Origin of the sequence: Methylomagnum ishizawai (assembly GCF_900155475.1) — a bacterium.
Classification (GTDB): domain Bacteria; phylum Pseudomonadota; class Gammaproteobacteria; order Methylococcales; family Methylococcaceae; genus Methylomagnum; species Methylomagnum ishizawai_A.
Genome location: NZ_FXAM01000001.1, coordinates 367,470 through 384,985 on the forward strand (window position 1 = coordinate 367,470; position 17,516 = coordinate 384,985).

Annotated in this window: 17 protein-coding genes and 1 riboswitch; of the genes, 10 read left to right on the forward strand and 7 right to left on the reverse strand. The window is 64.3% G+C overall.

Features of this window, described 5'->3' with window-relative positions; genetic code table 11:
• Positions 1-62: 62 nt before the first annotated feature.
• Together B9N93_RS01530 and B9N93_RS01535 are read left to right on the forward strand one after the other, a co-directional pair.
• Positions 63-773 (forward strand): response regulator, encoded by a 711-nt coding sequence (locus B9N93_RS01530; protein WP_439897111.1) that lies wholly within the window; start codon positions 63-65, stop codon positions 771-773.
• The gene (locus B9N93_RS01535) at positions 770-2,074 is read left to right on the forward strand and encodes an ATP-binding protein (protein WP_085210261.1); all 1,305 of its coding nucleotides are present in this window, start codon (positions 770-772) and stop codon (positions 2,072-2,074) included. The genes B9N93_RS01530 and B9N93_RS01535 overlap by 4 nt, the downstream gene beginning before the upstream one ends.
• A 71-nt stretch (positions 2,075-2,145) precedes the next feature.
• Here the strand turns inward: B9N93_RS01535 and B9N93_RS01540 are convergent, their stop codons facing one another.
• The 6 genes from B9N93_RS01540 to B9N93_RS01555 form a co-directional block, all read right to left on the reverse strand.
• A complete protein-coding gene (locus B9N93_RS01540; RefSeq protein ID WP_085210263.1) occupies positions 2,146-2,478 on the reverse strand; it encodes a DUF5615 family PIN-like protein in 333 nt (110 codons plus the stop codon).
• Positions 2,475-2,699, reverse strand: a complete 225-nt coding sequence (locus B9N93_RS01545) for a DUF433 domain-containing protein (RefSeq protein ID WP_085210265.1) — start codon at positions 2,697-2,699, stop codon at positions 2,475-2,477. Before B9N93_RS01545 ends, B9N93_RS01540 begins: the two co-directional genes overlap by 4 nt.
• Before the next feature lie 178 nt (positions 2,700-2,877).
• On the reverse strand, positions 2,878-3,207 hold the full coding sequence (locus B9N93_RS24365) for a hypothetical protein (protein WP_125468788.1): 330 nt from the start codon (positions 3,205-3,207) through the stop codon (positions 2,878-2,880).
• A gap of 163 nt (positions 3,208-3,370) precedes the next feature.
• On the reverse strand, positions 3,371-3,691 hold the full coding sequence (locus tag B9N93_RS25210) for a hypothetical protein (RefSeq protein ID WP_139826508.1): 321 nt from the start codon (positions 3,689-3,691) through the stop codon (positions 3,371-3,373).
• A gap of 95 nt (positions 3,692-3,786) precedes the next feature.
• Positions 3,787-7,131 (reverse strand): FecR domain-containing protein, encoded by a 3,345-nt coding sequence (locus tag B9N93_RS01550; protein ID WP_085210267.1) that lies wholly within the window; start codon positions 7,129-7,131, stop codon positions 3,787-3,789.
• 14 nt (positions 7,132-7,145) lie between these two features.
• Entirely contained in the window at positions 7,146-9,413 is a 2,268-nt protein-coding gene (locus tag B9N93_RS01555) for a CHASE2 domain-containing protein (RefSeq protein WP_085210269.1), read from the reverse strand.
• A gap of 378 nt (positions 9,414-9,791) precedes the next feature.
• A riboswitch (TPP riboswitch) is annotated at positions 9,792-9,894 on the forward strand.
• A gap of 78 nt (positions 9,895-9,972) precedes the next feature.
• On the opposite strand from B9N93_RS01555, the gene thiC reads away from it, so the two are divergent.
• From thiC to B9N93_RS01570, 3 genes are all read left to right on the forward strand, one after another.
• Complete coding sequence (thiC, locus tag B9N93_RS01560; RefSeq protein ID WP_085210271.1) at positions 9,973-11,847, forward strand: phosphomethylpyrimidine synthase ThiC; 1,875 nt, start codon at positions 9,973-9,975, stop codon at positions 11,845-11,847.
• Between the two features lie 140 nt (positions 11,848-11,987).
• Positions 11,988-12,674 (forward strand): O-methyltransferase, encoded by a 687-nt coding sequence (locus B9N93_RS01565; protein WP_085210273.1) that lies wholly within the window; start codon positions 11,988-11,990, stop codon positions 12,672-12,674.
• 106 nt (positions 12,675-12,780) lie between these two features.
• Positions 12,781-13,302 carry a hypothetical protein gene (locus tag B9N93_RS01570; protein ID WP_085210275.1) on the forward strand — a complete coding sequence of 174 codons (522 nt, stop codon included), beginning with the start codon at positions 12,781-12,783 and terminating at the stop codon, positions 13,300-13,302.
• 49 nt (positions 13,303-13,351) lie between these two features.
• Here B9N93_RS01570 and B9N93_RS25270 read toward each other — a convergent pair whose 3' ends face one another.
• Positions 13,352-13,501, reverse strand: a complete 150-nt coding sequence (locus B9N93_RS25270; RefSeq protein ID WP_176225087.1) for a hypothetical protein — start codon at positions 13,499-13,501, stop codon at positions 13,352-13,354.
• Positions 13,502-13,657: 156 nt separating this feature from the next.
• Between B9N93_RS25270 and B9N93_RS01575 the strand changes: the two genes are divergently transcribed.
• From B9N93_RS01575 to B9N93_RS01595, 5 genes are all read left to right on the forward strand, one after another.
• Positions 13,658-14,554, forward strand: coding sequence for a LysR substrate-binding domain-containing protein (locus B9N93_RS01575; RefSeq protein ID WP_085210277.1), 897 nt, complete (start codon positions 13,658-13,660; stop codon positions 14,552-14,554).
• Between the two features lie 123 nt (positions 14,555-14,677).
• Entirely contained in the window at positions 14,678-15,442 is a 765-nt protein-coding gene (locus tag B9N93_RS01580) for a hypothetical protein (protein WP_125468789.1), read from the forward strand.
• 68 nt (positions 15,443-15,510) lie between these two features.
• Entirely contained in the window at positions 15,511-16,113 is a 603-nt protein-coding gene (locus tag B9N93_RS01585) for a DUF2238 domain-containing protein (protein WP_085210280.1), read from the forward strand.
• A 102-nt stretch (positions 16,114-16,215) separates the two neighbouring features.
• Positions 16,216-17,196, forward strand: a complete 981-nt coding sequence (dusB, locus tag B9N93_RS01590) for a tRNA dihydrouridine synthase DusB (protein WP_085210282.1) — start codon at positions 16,216-16,218, stop codon at positions 17,194-17,196.
• Positions 17,193-17,486 carry a helix-turn-helix domain-containing protein gene (locus B9N93_RS01595; protein WP_085210284.1) on the forward strand — a complete coding sequence of 98 codons (294 nt, stop codon included), beginning with the start codon at positions 17,193-17,195 and terminating at the stop codon, positions 17,484-17,486. Before dusB ends, B9N93_RS01595 begins: the two co-directional genes overlap by 4 nt.
• Positions 17,487-17,516: the final 30 nt, after the last annotated feature.

Consider the following 17,516-nt stretch of genomic DNA (forward strand, 5'->3'; position numbering starts at 1 on the left):
ATATTTCCATCCTCCAAAGCGAGCTTTGGACTCCACAATGCTGGCGGCAGCCTACGAATAACGTGAAAACGTCCTACATCCGCCATGACAACATCAAGAGGAATCCCGCCATGCGCCTGTTATTGGCCGAAGACGATCCCATGATCGGCAAGAGCGTCCAGATCGGACTCAAGAAAGAAGCCTACGCGGTGGACTGGGTGCGGGACGGCATCGCCGCCGAACTGGCCCTGGGCAACGATGTGTACGATTTGCTGTTGCTGGATTTGGGCCTGCCGCGCAAGAGCGGCCTGGAGGTGCTGGCGGGCCTCAGGGCCAAGAAGAACACCCTCCCGGTCTTGATCCTCACCGCCCGCGACGCCGTGGCCGACCGGGTCAAGGGCTTGGACGGCGGGGCCGATGATTATCTGGTCAAGCCCTTCGACCTGGACGAACTCACCGCCCGCATCCGGGCCTTGCTGCGCCGGAGGGATGGACGCGCCGAGCCGGTGATCGAGCATGGCGCTTTGCGGGTGAATCCGGTCAGCCACGAAGTGAGCCTGGACGGCCAGCCCATCGCGCTTTCGGCCCGCGAATTCGCCTTGCTCAGCGCCTTGTTGGAACGGCCTGGGGTGCCCTTGTCGCGGAAGCAATTGGAGGACCGCATCTACGGTTGGGGCGAGGAAATCGAGAGCAATGCGGTGGAAGTCTATATCCACGCCCTGCGCCGCAAGCTGGGGCCGGATTGGGTGCGGAACGTGCGCGGCGTGGGCTATTTGTTGCCGAACCAGCCATGAAGTCGATCCGCCGCAAACTCATCGCCACCTTGTTGGGCGTGATCACCAGCGCCTTGCTGCTGGGGGCTTCGGCGATCTATTTCACGGCCCGCGAGGAGGCGGGGGCTTTGTTCGATTATCACTTGCGCCAAATCGCCCTATCGCTGCGCAACCCGGCCTTCGGCGCGGTGTGGATGCCGCCGGTGGACGCCGACGAGGAGGAATTCGATTTCGTCATCCAGGTGTGGGACGCGACCGGGGTGCGCTTGTATTACTCGCAGCCGCATGTGGAATTGCCCGGCTTCATGGCTGGCGGCTACGCCACGGTAGAGACCCGCGAGGGCGCGTGGCGGGTGTTCGCCATCCGTTCGCGCAGCCAGGTGATCCAGGTGGCCCAACCGATGCGGGTGCGCAACCACATGGCATTGGAAGCGGCGTTGCGGGTGTTGTTGCCCTTGCTGTTGTTGTTGCCGGTGTTGAGCGTGGCGATTTGGGTGTTGGTGAGCCGGGGTTTGGAGCCGTTGAACCGGCTGGCCCGCGCCGTCGCCACCCGCACGCCCAAGGCGCTGGACCCCTTGCCCGAGGCCCAAGCCCCGCAGGAAGCCCGGCCCTTGGTGCGTTCGCTCAACGATTTGCTGGTGCGGCTGGGCGATGCCTTGGCGGCGCAACAAGCCTTCATCGCCGACGCCGCCCACGAACTGCGCACGCCCATCGCCGCCTTGCAACTCCAGGCGCAATTGGTCGAGCGGGCCGAGACCGAGGAGGACCGCCGCGCCGCGCTGGACGATCTCAAGGCCGGGGTGGGGCGGGCGGGGCGGGCGGTGCAGCAACTCCTGACCCTGGCCCGCCAAGACCCGGACCTCGCGGCCAGGCCGTTCGAGCCGGTGTTGCTGGGCGAACTGGCGCGGCAGGTGGTGGCGGAGCATCTGCCCTTGGCGGAGGCCAAGCATATCGATCTGGGCGTGGTCGCCACCGACGATGGTTTGAAGGTGCAGGGCGATCCCGCCGCCTTGCGGGTGTTGGTGGCGAACCTGGTCGAGAACGGCTTGCGCTATACCCCGGAGGGCGGGCGGGTGGATTTGTCGGTGTGGCGGGCGGGGGGGCAACCCCTCTTGGAGGTGCGCGATACCGGACCCGGCATTCCCGAAGCGGACCGGGCGCGGGTGTTCGACCGTTTCTACCGGGGGGAGGCGACCCACGAGCCGGGCACCGGGCTGGGCTTGTCCATCGTCAAGACCATCGCCGACCGGCATGGGGCGCGGGTGGGTTTGGAGAACGGGGCGGGCGGGGGCTTGCGGGTGCGGGTGGTGTTCGCTGCCTGAGGTTGGGGCGCGATTGCGCGGCGTCCCGTAGGGTGGGTCGGTATTCCCCGGCCCACCGTGATGTTCTCGGCTTACAGAATCACCGAATAAGTCAGGCCATCGTCGATGGCAAGCCGTTCTATTTCGGCGTGTTTGTTACGCAGCATCAACTCTATTTGACGCACCGAACAATTTCCGCGCCGAATCCACACTACTTTGGGTGGAGCGCCGAAAATCAAACTTCTTTCGTGGAAATCGGAATCCTTGCTGACCAGGATGTAGCCATGGGTTTTGGCATATTCCCAAATGACAGGGTCGGGTTCGCTGCCGAGGCCGATACGATCCACATGGGCCGAGTCCGGGAAAACATCGGCGAGCCTCGGCACCAAGCGGGGCGATAGATTTTCGTCGAACAACAACTTCATGCGTTGACGACCAGTTGTTTCCGTTCGCGGTCGGCGGCATAGCTCAGGCAGGCATGGATATCGTCGAGGGTGAGGTAATCGAATTCGTCGATGATTTCCTGCGGGGTCATGCCGGAAGCCAGATAGTCCAGCACATCGTATACGGTGATCCGCAAACCACGGATGCAGGGTTTGCCGCCCCGTTTGTCGGCCTCGATGGTGATGATGTCGCGGTAATTCATGGCGGGCCTTCCCAGGCTGTAGGTTGGGGTGTGAAGTATACACGGAGTCCGGTGCGGCCCACGTACAAGCCCCGATTAGCGAAGCCCGGTAGACACCGGGTTGGCGACAGTGGCATCCGGTGGTTGGCGGGCGATAAAAAACCCGCCACGGTGGGCGGGTTTTATTGTGGGATGGGGCTTAAAAGCAGGCACCTGAGCAAATGTTGTTGGGGCTGGTGCAGGTATACATCGGTATGCTATTTACAATTTTACAGCTTTTGAGGTTTCCCGAAGCATCTGCGCAACGTTTTGTGCAAGCGGCGGCGGCTTCCGCTTCCTGATTGATCTTCAATTGTGTACCAGCAGCGCGGCCAAGGCTCTGCGGTTGGCCTTCCGGGGTTGTGGCGTCCGCCGACTGCGTTGCGGTCGTGGCTTGCGGTTCCGCCGTCTGGGCGGAAAGGGTGGCTAGCGCCAGCGTGGCACCAAGTAGCGCGGAAACGAGGCCATGGCGTAAAGCGCGGGTCAACATGGGTGTTCTCCTGTCGTGGTGGGGGATCGGAGCGTGGGTGGCGCTTCCCCGGCGGAGGGTGGAAGCGTGGCGATTGTATCCCAGGTTGGCGACAGTGGCATCCGGTGGTTGGCGGGCGATAAAAAACCCGCCATGGTGGGCGGGTTTTATTGGGGGGCGGGGCTTAAAAGCAGGCACCCGAGCAAATAGTGGTCGGATTGGCGCAGGTGTACTTGGGGATGCTGTTCACGATTTTGCAGGTTTGGAGATTTCCAGAAGCGTCCATGCATGATTTGCTGCAAGCACCAGCAGTCGCATCTGTCGAGGGAGCTTTAGTGGTGGTGCTGATTGAATCGGTGACGGTTTGAGTTGTAGTGGATTCGGATGTGGTAGTTTCAGGTGTAGTGACCGCGGTTTCCTGGGCCGGGAGTTCGGCGGTGGCGAACATCAGGACCGATCCCAGCAAGGCTGGGATCAAGCCGAAAGGGAGAATTCGGTTACGCATGTTGTTGTTCTCCTAGGTCGTGTGATTATCGTTGTGAGAGTGGCGGTTTCACCGCGACCCTGCTGTATTGATCGCCGACCTTGGCCCCGCTTGGTTCAGAGCGCCAGCGTGAAGCGGGCGAACACGGTGAACTCGGGCGGGAAAGGCAGGAACGCCGGGATGCCGCCGACTTGCGGTGGCCTACGGTCCTGCAATCCCTCGTAGTGGTAGTTGCGGTCCAAGAGGTTTTGGAACTGGATTTCGGCCAAGCCCCAGCGGTTGGGTAAACGATAGCCCAGTCCTAGGTCCAGAAATGGCACATCCTCGCTTTGCCAGCCCCCCGGCAAGTCCACGTCCTGGTGGAAATAACTAGCCTTGAAATTCGTATAGAACCCAGAAGGATCGAAATACGATAGGGTCAAGGGCAGGGTTTGGGTGCGGGTATTCAATGCACCGAAGCCGCTAGAATTGTCGAATTGTTCACGGAAATATTCAAGACTTGTGGTCCAGCGGGGATGCGGGGTCCACAGGAGATAAGCTCGATATTGGGTTTCCCGCCAATTTACTTCGTCAACGCCTCTTGGTACGGCGAGTTCCCGTCGGGAGAATTCCACGCCGCCCAAAACATCGAGATTGAAACGCTGATCCAGTCCCAGTCCCCAACGGGTAGCGTCGGTTCCGTTGGGGTCGTCGAAGAATTGGTTGAAGCCGGCAATCTGGGTGGGTTCCAGGGTTTGGCTGGTTAGCAGATTGCGTTTCATGGTGCGGAATGCCGCCATGCGTAGCACGGTATCGGGCGAGATGTTCCACAACAGGCCGAATTTCGGATTAACTTGGGTAGTGGTCGGTGCCGATCCATTGTCCAGGGCATCGACGCTGAGTCCCAGCGTCCAGTTCATTTGTTGGGGATAGCGGACATGGGTATAGAGATAGCCATTGCCTTGCGAAGTGCTATTGGTGAGGCCGGTGGAGACAGAAGAGTCGAGTTGATAGTAACCGCCACCCAGGATAGCTTTCACATTTTCATAGCGCTGGATGTATTGCGCCTCGCCGGTATCGCCATGATATTGATAGCGTGCATCAAGGCTGCGGTCGATCAACAGTCGGTCAGTGGCTGTCCGGTCCAGATGAATATAGGACGCCAGGAAATCGCCATGCTCGGAAGGATTGGCGTGCAGGCCGAAGCGGTAAGTATCGGTTTCGGAAGCTTGCCCATAGTTGTCGATGACAAGTTGCTGGAACGCATCCGGCGCGAAGCGCGAATCCAAATCCCCCCGGTCCACCTCCTGATGCCGATACTCCGCCTGCAAATTCAGCCAAGGCGTCACCCGCCCCTGGACGAAGGCGTTGTAGAGGTTGGAATTGATATTGTTGTTGGGCCTAAAGCCTTCGGTCTGGTAATGGAACTGCCCCAGGCTATAGGAAAAATCGTCCCACAACCCGGTATGCACCACCTCGTCGCTATAGGTGTCGTTGCTGCCCACCATCCCCGACGCCAACAGGCTGAAACGGTTGCGCTGGAACAGCGGGTTGAACTCCTGTAGCGAAAGGTCCGCCGGACCCAAACCCCCCAGCAGGAACACCGAGCTTTCCGCCAACAAAGGCTGCACCGGCGTGATATTGATCGGCTGCAACAACTGCGATTGCAGCAACTCGCTGACCCGCGCGATATCGCTGCGCGGCAGGGCGAAATAGCTGTCCGACAACAGCCGATGCGAAGTGTAGTCGGTGGGGTCGTCCTCCAAGGCCTTCCAACCTTCGATCCAGGCGCGGGGCTGGAACCCCAGTTGCCCGTAAATCCGCCCCAGGGCCGCGCCCCGCGCCGCCAAATCCTCGTCCAAGGCCAGCTTGGAACGGTACACCGCCCGGTTGCCGTTCAACTGCATCGACCGCTGCAAATCGTGCAGCGCCTCCACCGGACGGTTCACCGTCTGCTTCATGATCGCGTTGTAATACCAAGGCGTCGGATCGTTCGGGTCGAAGCGCTCGGCCAACTCGAATTGCTTCTCCGCCACCTTGCCGCGCTTCTGCTCGTAATACGCCTTGCCCAGATAGCTGCGGATCAAGGAATCGCCGGGATCGAGACTGGCGGCGATTTCCATATCCGCCGTGCCCTCCGCCAAATCGCCCTCCCGGATCAGCGCCAAACCCCGCCCCAGCCGCGCCATGGGATCGGCGGGATTCAAGCGGGCGGCTTCCTCGAAGCTGGACTTCCCCGCGTCCAGATCGCCGCGCCGCAATTCCGCGAAACCGCGCACCACCCAGGGCCGGGATTGCCCCCCGTCCAGGCGGGTGGCGAGTTCCGCCGCGGCCTGGGCCTCGGTCCAGCGGTCCAGCGAAGCCAACAGCGTGGCCCGGCGCGACTGCACCAAGGCGTTGTCGGGACTGGTCGCGGCGGCGCGGTCGGCGGCGGCCAGGGCGGCTTCCAGGTCGAACCCGGCTTGCAAGGCATAGGACCGCGCCAACCAGCCATAGGTGGATTGGGCGTCGGCGGCCAGGGCGGTGTCGGCCAGCTTGAGCGCCTCGGCCTTGTGGTTGCGGGCCAGGGCGATGACCGAACGCAACGCGGTGAAACTGGCCGGTACCGGCTTGCCCCTGGGCGTGGACAACAGCGGCTCGGCCTCGTCCACCCGCCCGACGCTCAGCAACACACCGGCCAGGGCGGCGGTGGTGTCGGCGTCGCGCTGGGCGGGCGGGATTTGCTGCAACCGGGCCAGGGCGTCGGCGACCCGGCCCTCGGCATAACTCCGCGCCGCCTCGGCCAGGGCGGGCTGGCGGGTGTGCGCCAGGCTGGCGGTGTCCAACAAGGGCGGGAAATACAACGCCCACTCCACCGCGTCCTCGGGATGGGCGACCAGGCCAAACTCGGGCGCGTGCCCGGCGCGGGCGACGGCGCTCTGGCCATCCTTGACCGTCACCTTGCCCTGCGGGTTGGACGCTTCCACCTCGCCTTCGATCACCATCACCTCGCCCCGGTCCGGCCCGGCGCTGACCAGGAACTCGGTGCCCCGGATGGCGGCGTTGATGAAATGGCTGTGGATATCCAACTGCCGGGGCGTGCGGCTGCGGGCGAACAGCGTGCCCGCGATCAATTCCACCCAGGATGGTTTCTCGGCCTCGACCGTGCGGAAAACCAGGGTGCTGCGCTGGTCCAGGGTCATATAGGTCTGGTTGGCGAGTTGCAGGGAGGCGCGGCTTTGGGCCTGGGTGCGGATTTTGTCACCGGCGCAGAAACGCTGGTCCACCACCACCGGCTGCCAATGTCCGGTGTCGGTATGGGCCTCGACCTGGCCCTCGGCGGAGGCCAGCCGCGCCGCCCAGTTTGGGCAGGTCTGGGCCTCGGCCCAGGGCGCGAACGTCCAGGCCAAGACCAGCCAGAACAAAGGCGTAGCCCGGCGTGGGGCCGGGCCGTCGGGTTTGGCCGGGCGGTGCCGCCGGGCCGGTGGGAGGATACGGGCCATGTTGAGAGTCCTGCTTATTTCTTTTGATTGAACAATTCCGCCGGTGGAGGTTTCTCGACCGCGATGCCGGGAGTATCGCTTGCTTGGGGCGGTTCCGCTAGATAACCCTGGCAGGTCTTGTAATAAAAGCGCGTCGGTCCATCGTCGGGGAATTGTAGATTCAACAGGGTGAATGCCGCATGGGCTTCCTGCCAACGATCTTCGTTGAATAAAGCCAGCGCATCGGCGAAACGCTGGCGCAATTCGGGACAGGGGCCGGACTCCGGGTCGGTAATCAATTCCGCCACCGAGATCGGCTTGGATTTCCCAGCCAACAGGAACGCGCCCAGGGACCGGGTGCCCGCGTCCGGCAAATCCTCCAGGGTCCGCTCCGACACCAGGCTGTGGGTGCCCAGCAGCTTGTTCAGCCCTTCCAAACGGGCGGCGATGTTCACCGTGTCGCCGACGGCACGGATTTCGCCGCGTTCGGCGGTGCCGACATAGCCGATGCGCAGTTCGCCGTAATGGATGCCAAGGCGGACCGGGAACACCAGTTCGTGGTTTTTCTCGAAGCGGCGCACGGCGCGGCGGATTTCGCTGGCGGCGGCCAGGGCGTTGGCGCGGGCTTCTACCGCGCCGGGGTCGTCGTCGCGGGCGATCCAGATCGCCAGCATGGCATCGCCCACCACGTCCGACACCCAGCCGCCATGGCGGGTGACTGGCTCGAACAAGGCGGCGTAATAGGCGTTCATCAGCCGGGCCAGGGCCATGGGTTCCAGGGTTTCGGCCAGGGCGGTGTAGCGCCCGGCGTCGGTGGCGAGGCAGATGCCCTGGGCCATGCGGCCATAATTGGGCAGGGTCGCGCTGTCCTCGTGGCGGCTCAGTTGGCTGAACACATCCACCGGGATGAAGCGGTGGATCACCGATTGCATGGTGCGTTCGCGCTCGGCCCGGCGCACATAGTTGAGCCAACCCCAGGTCAATAGCGCGATGGGCAATTGCAATCCCAGCGGCGCGACCAGCGGTAGCCAATCCCCCCGCAGCCCGAACAAGGTGCTGGCGGCGGCGAGATACAGCCCGCCCAGTCCCAGGATCAGCGCGAACCCCTGCGCCGCGCTCCGCCGCATCGCGCACAAACCCAAAACCCCACCCCACAGCAGCAGCCACAAGCCCTCGCCGACCGGGGAGAAGGCCGGGCGCACCCATTTGTCCTCCAATAGGTTCGCCAGCGCGGTTGCCGCCAGTTCCACCGAGCTGATGGCCGAGAACGGCGTGTAGAACAGCCCCTCGGTGGATTCCGGCTGGAAATCCTCCAGATAGCCCACCAGGACGATCTTGCCCGCCAGCGTGGCCAGGGTGGATTCCGGCGGGTCGCCCACCCAATCCTGGTAGGACAGGATGGGGAAGCTATGCGAAGGACCGTAATGATTGAAATAACGCACCTCCCCGCCCGCCAGCACCCCGGCCCAGGACCGCAGCAAGCGCCGGGTGGCGGCGGGGAAGCGGCTGTTCAGCAGGGCTTGTTCCAGGTCGGTCCCGAGTTCGGGGCGGGCGCGGAACTGTTCGATCAGCAGGCGGAGGGTGGGCTCGAATTCCTTGGGGCGGGTTTGGCAGGGCGGGGCTTGGGCGGCGATCCGGGCCAGTTCGGGATCGGCGGACCCGAGCCAAGCGCCCAGTTCGGCGCAATGGGTGCGTTGGATATAGGCCAGCATCAACAGCGTGGGCAAGGTGGCCCGCCGCTCCTCGTCGCCGAAGAAGGTGAGGAAGGCGCTGGACGCGCTGAGGGTATCGCGGGGCAGCAGGAAGGGCGCGGTGGCGAGCGCCGCGTCGGCCAGTTCGGGGGTGGGTTCCACCAAGGATTCGACATACAGCCCCGAGCGCAATTGGCGCGGCTTGACATAATCGGTCAGCACCGTCCGGCCCAGGTCGCGCATGGCTTCGGCCATGGTCCGGTCGGCCCCCGGATCGGCGGAGGCATTGGCGAAGAAGATATTGAAAGCCAGCAATTCGGCCTGGCCGCGCTGGGCGTTGCGGAGGATATTGGCGTGCAGGTGGCGCGGCCAATTATGGGGGTCGTCGGGGGCTTGCAGGCGCTGGGCGGATTCGTGGTCGATGCCGAGGATGGCGACCTCGCCCGGTGGACTGGCGGGACCGCGCAGCGCGTACAGGAGTCCCAGCCCGATGCCTTCTTCCAGCGGTCCCCGCAGCGGCGACAGGCTGAATAGCGCCCCGCCCAGGGCGGTCAGCAAGGGGAGCCAGCCCAATTGGAATTTCGGTCGGGTCCGCCGCTCGCGCCCGGTCATGGCGGCATGGCCCCCGCGGGCGATGGACGCCGTCCTGGCGGCGTATGCGTGGATGGCACGGTGGTCTCAGCCTCTGACGAAACGATAGGTGAGGATGGGCGCGGTTGTATCCGTATGTAGCCTGGGCCGGGCGTTGACCGGAGTTACTCCGCGGATTTACTCATTGATTTTATTGGATTCCGTGGGGAAGTGGCTGTTGCGGGCGGCAGGGTAGTATAGTTTCCCGCCAGGGTAAACCGATAGTGGCGGTGTGATGTATCGCTCTGTATCTCCGTTGCCATGGAGGCCGTGGTCCCGGCCCGGAGGGCCCTGGCCGCCTTGGCATGGCGATTCCTCCGCCTTGCCAAATCGCCCCCCATGTTTTAGCTTAGCCGATACCCGTAAGGCTAGGGGTGCTCCGCCGTGTACCGGGCGGGGCTGAGACACACCCTTCGAACCTGAACCGGCTAATACCGGCGTAGGGAAGCCAGTCACAGGGCCGGGGTTGCCAGTCCCCGCCAGCCCGTCCCCGACCGCTTCTCCTGCGTCCCCCGTCCCTCGATCCAGGAGAATGCCCGCGATGAACGCTCTCGCACACGAACTTCCGCATCTGGCCGTCGCCGCCAAACGCGCCTCCATCCAGCCCTTCGCCGCCTCGGAAAAGGTCTACGTCCAGGGCAGCCGCCCGGATGTCCGCGTGCCCATGCGCAAGATCGTCCAGTCCGACACGCCCACCGGCTTCGGCGCGGAACAGAATCCGCCGCTGCATGTCTACGACACCTCCGGTCCCTATACCGACCCGGAGGTCCAAATCGACCTGCGGCAGGGGCTCCCGGCGCTGCGGGCGGGCTGGATCGCCGAGCGCGGCGATACCGAGGCATTGTCCGGGCCGAGTTCCGCCTATGGCCGCCAGCGCCAGTCGGATCAAGCGCTGGCCGGACTCCGCTTCGAGCATATCCAGCCGCCGCGCCGGGCCAAGCCGGGGGCCAACGTGACCCAGATGCACTATGCCCGGCGGGGCATCGTCACCCCGGAAATGGAATTCATCGCCATCCGCGAGAACCAAAAGCTGGAAGCTTTGGCCGAAATGTACCGGTTCCAGCACCCAGGGGAAGCTTTCGGCGCGGCCACCCCCAAGCTCATCACGCCCGAATTCGTGCGCGACGAGGTGGCGCGGGGCCGGGCCATCATTCCCGCCAATATCAACCACCCGGAATCCGAGCCGATGATTATCGGGCGCAATTTCCTGGTGAAGATCAATTGCAACCTGGGTAATTCCGCCGTGACTTCCTCCATCGAGGAGGAAGTCGAAAAGATGCTGTGGTCGATCCGCTGGGGCGGCGATACCGTGATGGACCTTTCCACCGGCAAGAATATCCACGAAACCCGCGAATGGATCATCCGCAATTCCCCGGTGCCCATCGGCACGGTGCCGATCTACCAGGCGCTGGAAAAGGTCAATGGCAAGGCCGAGGAACTGACCTGGGAAATCTTCCGCGATACCTTGATCGAGCAGGCCGAGCAGGGCGTCGATTACTTCACCATTCACGCCGGTATCCGTTTGCCGTTCATCCCGCTGACCGCCAAGCGCGTCACCGGCATCGTCAGCCGCGGCGGTTCCATCATGGCGAAATGGTGTTTGGCGCATCATAAGGAAAGCTTCCTCTACACCCATTTCGAGGACATCTGCGAAATCATGAAGGCGTATGACGTGAGCTTCAGCCTGGGCGATGGCCTGCGGCCCGGCTCCATCGCCGACGCCAACGACGAGGCCCAGTTCGCCGAACTCAAGACCCTGGGCGAACTCACCGAGATCGCCTGGAAGCACGATGTCCAAGTCATGATCGAAGGGCCGGGCCATGTGCCGATGCACATGATCAAGGAGAACATGGATAAGCAGCTTGAGTTGTGCCACGAAGCGCCGTTCTACACCCTCGGCCCGCTGACCACGGATATCGCGCCCGGCTACGACCACATCACTTCCGCCATCGGCGCGGCTATGATCGGCTGGTTCGGCACCGCGATGCTGTGTTACGTGACGCCCAAGGAGCATCTCGGCCTCCCCAACAAGCAGGACGTGCGCGACGGCATCGTGGCCTACAAGATCGCCGCCCACGCCGCCGACCTGGGCAAGGGCCATCCGGGGGCGCAGTCCCGCGACAACGCGCTGTCGAAAGCCCGCTTTGAGTTCCGCTGGGCCGACCAATTCAACCTGAGCCTCGACCCGGAGAAGGCGGTCGAATTCCACGACGAGACCCTGCCGCAGGAAGGCGCGAAGCTGGCGCATTTCTGCTCGATGTGCGGGCCGCATTTCTGCTCGATGAAGATCACCCAGGACGTGCGCGAATACGCCAAGACCCATGGCGTGGACGAGGCCGAGGCCTTGGCGGCGGGAATGGAAGAGAAGGCCGGGGAGTTCGTGAAGGCGGGGGCGGAGATTTACCGGAAGGCTTGATTTTCCTCCATGCCTGGATTTCGGCAGGGACGCCGGAGTCCGTCGGCAATAGGTTGTTGTCTGCCCCGTGGCCGGGTCCAAGGCCCGGATCGTGGTATCTTCAAGTCCTCGTCAGCTTCATGGTCAAACAGGAGGTTCCCATGGACGACACCCCCCAAATCCCTTCGCGACCGGCCTTGATCGCTCCCGTCCACCGGGAGATCGAGGCCTATCTCGCCGATCTCGCCCAACCCACCGACACCCCGACCCTGATCGGGATGGAAAGCCTTGCCGTCCGCCAGAGCTTCCCCATCGTGGGACGCTTGTGCGGGGTGTTCCTCAAGACCCTCGCGCTCGCCATCGGTGCCCGCCGGGTGTTCGAGTTCGGCAGCGGCTTCGGCTACTCGACCCATTGGTTCGCCACGGCGGTGGGACCGGAAGGCCGGGTGGTCTGCGCCGACAGCGATCCCGCCAACCTGCCTTTGGCCAAGCATTTCCTCAAGGAGGCGGGGCTGTGGGAGCGGGTGGAATTCCGCATCGGGCAGGCCCAGGGCGTGTTCCGCTCGGTCGGTGGGGAATTCGATATCTGCTACAACGACGCCGACAAGTGCGATTATCCCGATATCTGGCGCATGGCCCGCGAGCGGGTGCGGCCCGGCGGGTGCTATATCGCCGACAACGTGCTATGGCATGGCCGGGTGGCGCGGGAATGCCTGCCCGATGCGGTGCCCGGCTGGACCGAGGCCATCCGCGAGCATAACCGCCTGATCTTCACCGATCCCGGTTTCGACGCCTTCGTCAATCCCACCCGCGACGGCATGGTGGTGGCGCGGCGCAAAACCGGATGATCGGTCCGGCGGCGCTATACTCGGAGGGACCGCCCGCCGGTTCGCGGGCGGGTTCGAACCAGTCCGGCCAGCCATCCATCCGCGCCAGGGCGCGAGGGGTTCCAAGATGCTACAGCCAAGACCACCGGGGCAGCGGTCCGCGCCGTATGGCGGCGACAGGGATGGCGAACGCACCGATTATCTCAAGGACCGCGAAGCCGATTTCCTGCTGATCGAATTCGGCAAGCTCCAGGATGAAATCCTCAGCGCCACCCAGGAAAAATGGCGCTTGGAGCATACCGTCATCTTGCTCAATATCCTGCTGCTGGCCTTCGGCTATATCGCGCCGGCCCAGGTCGATCCGCATTATTTCGCCCTGCCGTTCGCCATCACCTTGCTGGGCGGGATGCGGACCTTGATGCTGTGGCTGCACTTGAAGCGGGCGGGGAATTATCTGACCAAGGTCGAGGAGGTGTTCGGCGTCCACCCCAAGCTGGGCTGGGAACTGCGCCTGGAAAAGCTCGACGAATCCCGGCCCTATACCCTGAGTTTGGTGGGGATGACCGTGGTGTTCTGGATGGGGTTGTTGGCGCTGACCTTGATCCTGGCGGTCGGCTACCACCTGGGGTATTGGCAGCCGGGCGCATGATCGGTGTTTGGCCTTGCTTGCGCTCCAGCCTTTGGGGTGCGCCGGGGCGTTAGTGGCCTTCGAGGCGCAGGGGCAGCCTGGGTTCGGTGCCCTGGGGTTCCATTTGCGCCAGCCGCTTGGCGTGGTGGGCGCAATAGGCCACCGAGCCGCCGGCGGTGGCGAGCAGCATCAGGGTCAAGCCGATTTCGACGGGGGTCATGGGTTTCTCCTTGGATCGCGCTGGGGGAAGGCGGCGCATTGTGGCGGAACCTGGGGCATCCATAAAATCGTTTGTTCTTATGCTAATCATTGAGCATGGCTATGTTCCCTGGGCTAGAATGGCCCGGCGCTCCCTTCCTCCGCCCGATGGCCTCCCATGAACCTCCGCGACCTGAAATATCTGGTGGCGGTCGCCGACCTGAACCATTTCAGCTTGGCGGCCGAGCGTTGCTGCGTCAGCCAGCCGACCCTCAGCACCCAGCTCAAGAAATTGGAGGACGAACTTGGGGTGGCGCTGTTCGAGCGCAATAACCGTTCGGTGCGCACCACCGAGGCGGGTGGGCGCATCATCGCCGTGGCCCGGCGGGTCTTGGCCGAGGTCGAAGCGATGGAGGAGATCGCCGCCGGGACCCGCGACCCCTACGCCGGGACGTTCCGGCTGGGCGGATTCCCCACCTTGGCCAGCTACGTGTTCCCGGCGGCGGTGCCCGCCATCGTCCAAGCCTTGCCCAAGCTGAAACTGCTGTTGATCGAGGAGAAGACCGATGCCCTGGTCGAGCAATTGCGCGCCGGGCGTTGCGATGCGGCGCTGTTGGCCTTGCCGGTGAACGATCCGGCCCTGGTGTCGATGCGCTTGTTCGACGATCCCTTTTTGTTGGCGGTGTCGCCGGAGCATCCGCTGGCGGCGCGAGAGCGGGTCGATTTGCGGGATTTGGCCGATTTGCGGTTGCTGCTGCTGGACGAGGGCCATTGCCTGCGCGACCAGGCTTTGAACCTGTGCTATCGCCATGGTGGCCATGAGGAGGTGGATTTCCGCGCCACCAGCCTGGAAACCCTGCGGATGATGGTGCGGGCCGGGACCGGCATCACCTTGATGCCGTGGACGGCGGCGCGGGAGGACCATACCGGCATCCGCTACCTGCCGTTCGCCGAGCCGCAACCGCGGCGGTTGATCGGCCTGGTCTGGCGCAAGACCACGGCCCGTGGTCCCTTGATCGGCAAGCTCATCGAGCTATTGCGGGAAATTTCCCGCGCCTGGGCCGCGCCGGGTTAGGAACCGGGCGGGTCTGGATTCAGGGCGCTGCGCTCCGCTCTGTAGATAGTGTATAAAATAGCGGTTGCGGTTCCTCCGCGGGGGCTGGATTTCTTTCAACCTAAGAACATAAAGGTATGATTCATGGCGAATATCATTGGTCAAGTGCTAGGCTCGATTCGTGGCTTGTTTGGCGGCTCGCCCGGCGTGCCGCCCGCCCCGGCCCCGGTGGCGGCTGAGGCCCAGCCCGAAGCCGCCCAGCTTACCGGCGTCGCGAAATATCTGGCCCAGTTGGCCGCGGAGGAAGCGGCGGCCCAGGGGCCAGTGGTCGTGGAGTTCGATACCGGTGTCGGCAGGTATGTGGCGGCCCTGGCCGAGAATCCCAGCCCGGCGCAGGGCACCGGGGTGCAACGGTATTTGGCGAATCTGGCCGTCGAAACGGCGGTTTCCGGCGAGACCGAGGCAGACCGCGCCGCCGCCGCCGCCTACCGGGCCAGGGCGGGTGGCAAGACCGGGGTCGCGAATTATCTAGGCGGTCTGGGCTTGCCGGAAATACCGGTGGTCGTCAAGAAAACCCGCGTGGAGCAATATCTGGCCAATCTGGCTGCGTCCAGCGCTCCGGCTCCCGCAGCGGCGGAAGCCGCCCCGGTCCCCGCCGAAGCACCGGAGGCGGTGGCGGAACCCGAAGCGGCGGTCGCCGCCGAAACGCCCGCCGCCAGCGACTGGGTCGATCTTGCCGCCGGGGCCAAGCAATGCCAAGCCAGCACGCTGAAAGGCACCCAATGCCGTAATACCAGCGGCCTGGAGCGGATACAGCGCACCATCGAGGGCAAGGTCTACCAGTTCCTCGCCTGCGCCCACCATATCGGCGAATCCTTCAAGCCCTACGGCGGCGTGCTGGGCGGTTAAGCCCCTGTCCGCGCTGTTCCCCATCCGGGTCGGCGCGGGTTCCCCGTCCCATCCGAACCGGGGATGCCATGCCCGCTTACTGGACCCCCGTTTTCCTCGCCGCCTGCGCCGGTTCCGCCATCGCGCCTTACGATCTGGTGACATGGTGCTTGGAAGTCCCGCCCGCGCTGGCGATCTTCCTGGCGCTCCGGGCCACGCGCCGCCGGTTCCCGTTGACCCCGTTGGCCTATGCCGCGCTGTTGATCCTGTGCGGTTTGATCCTGCTCGGGGCGCATTATTCTTTCGCGCGGGTGCCGGGTTTCGACGCGCTGGGCGGGGGGCGCAATGATTTCGACAAGCTGGCCCATTTCTTCCAGGGTTTCGCGCCCGCCCTCGCGTTCCGCGAGTTGTTGATCCGGGGCGGGGTGTGGACGTGGCGGGCGGGGCTGGATTATCTGGTCCCCGCGCTGTGCTTGGCGCTTTCCGCCGCCTATGAGTTGGTGGAATGGGGCGTGGCTTGGGTCTTGGGCGGACGGGCCGAGGCTTTCCTGGCGATCCAGGGCGATGCCTGGGATGCCCAATCGGATATGGCCGCTGCGCTATTGGGGGCGGTGCTGGCGGTCGCGCTGCTGGGCCGTCGCCACGATAGGCAAATCGCCCGTTTGGCGCGGGGGAACTGCTATCCTTCATGAGCGAACCGCCGCTGCCGGACCGGGAGATTGCGGTTGGACTCTTGGCTTCCCCCGCCGGTTCCGGCTAGACTTCCCGCCCCTGCCCGACCCTCCCGAACCCCAATGCACATCGGCCCTTACCGACTTTCCAACCGCTTGATCCTGGCCCCGATGGCTGGGGTCACCGATAGGCCGTTCCGCCGTCTGTGTCGGCGCTACGGGGCCGCGTTGGCCGTGTCCGAGATGGTCTCGGCCAATCCCGCGTTGCGCGACGACCCTAGGACTTTGCTCCGCACCGACCATGTCGGCGAACCCGGACCCTATTCGGTGCAAATCCTGGGCAACGACCCGGCGGCAATGGCCGAAGCCGCCCGTATCAACGTGGACCGTGGTGCCCAGATCATCGACATCAATATGGGTTGTCCCGCCAAGAAGGTCTGCAACAAAGCCGCCGGTTCCGCCCTGCTCCAGGACGAAACCCTGGTCGGGCGCATCCTGGAGGCGGTGGTCGGCGCGGTGGCCGTGCCCGTGACCCTGAAGATACGTACCGGTTGGCACCCCGAACACCGCAACGCCCCGGCCATCGCCCGGATCGCCCAGGATTCGGGCATCCAGGCCATCGCCGTGCATGGGCGCACCCGCGCCTGCGCCTTCGCCGGGGAGGCCGAATACCGAACGATCCGGCAGGTCAAGCAGTCGGTGGGCATTCCGGTCATCGCCAACGGCGATATCGACAGCCCCGACAAAGCCGCCGCCGTCCTGGCCGAGACCGGGGCCGACGCCATCATGATAGGCCGGGCCGCTTTGGGCCGTCCCTGGCTGTTCCGGGCCATCGCGGCCCGCCTCGATGGGTTGCGTCCGGTGGATGCGCCCGTTCCCGCCGAGGTTCATGCGGTGATGGTGGAACACCTACGGGAGCTCTACGCCCTGCATGGCGAATATCGGGGCTTGCGGATCGCCCGCAAGCATGTCGCTTGGTATCTCCGATACCTACCGTGCCCGCCGGGTTTCCTGGCCTTGTTCAACGGCCTGGATAGCGCCGCCCGGCAACTCGCCCTGATCGATACCTTGTTCGACCCGCACCGGGCAGGAGTGGCCGCATGACGGTGGACCCCGCAAACATCCCGCCCGCGCCGGACGCGGCCATCCCGCCTGGGCCGGGGACCGCCCCGATCTTGAGCGAACAGGTGCGTTTGGCCCTGCGCCATTATTTCGCCGGGCTGGATGGCCACGCCGCGACCGGACTCTACGCCATGGTCATCAGCGAGGTCGAAAAGCCCTTGATCGAAACCGTGCTGGAACATTGCGGCCATAACCAAAGCCGTGCCGCCCAGGTCTTGGGGCTGAGCCGCAGCACCCTACGCAAGAAGATGAACCAATACGGCATCGAATAAGCTTCCTTCCATCCTCCAACCTTGCTACCG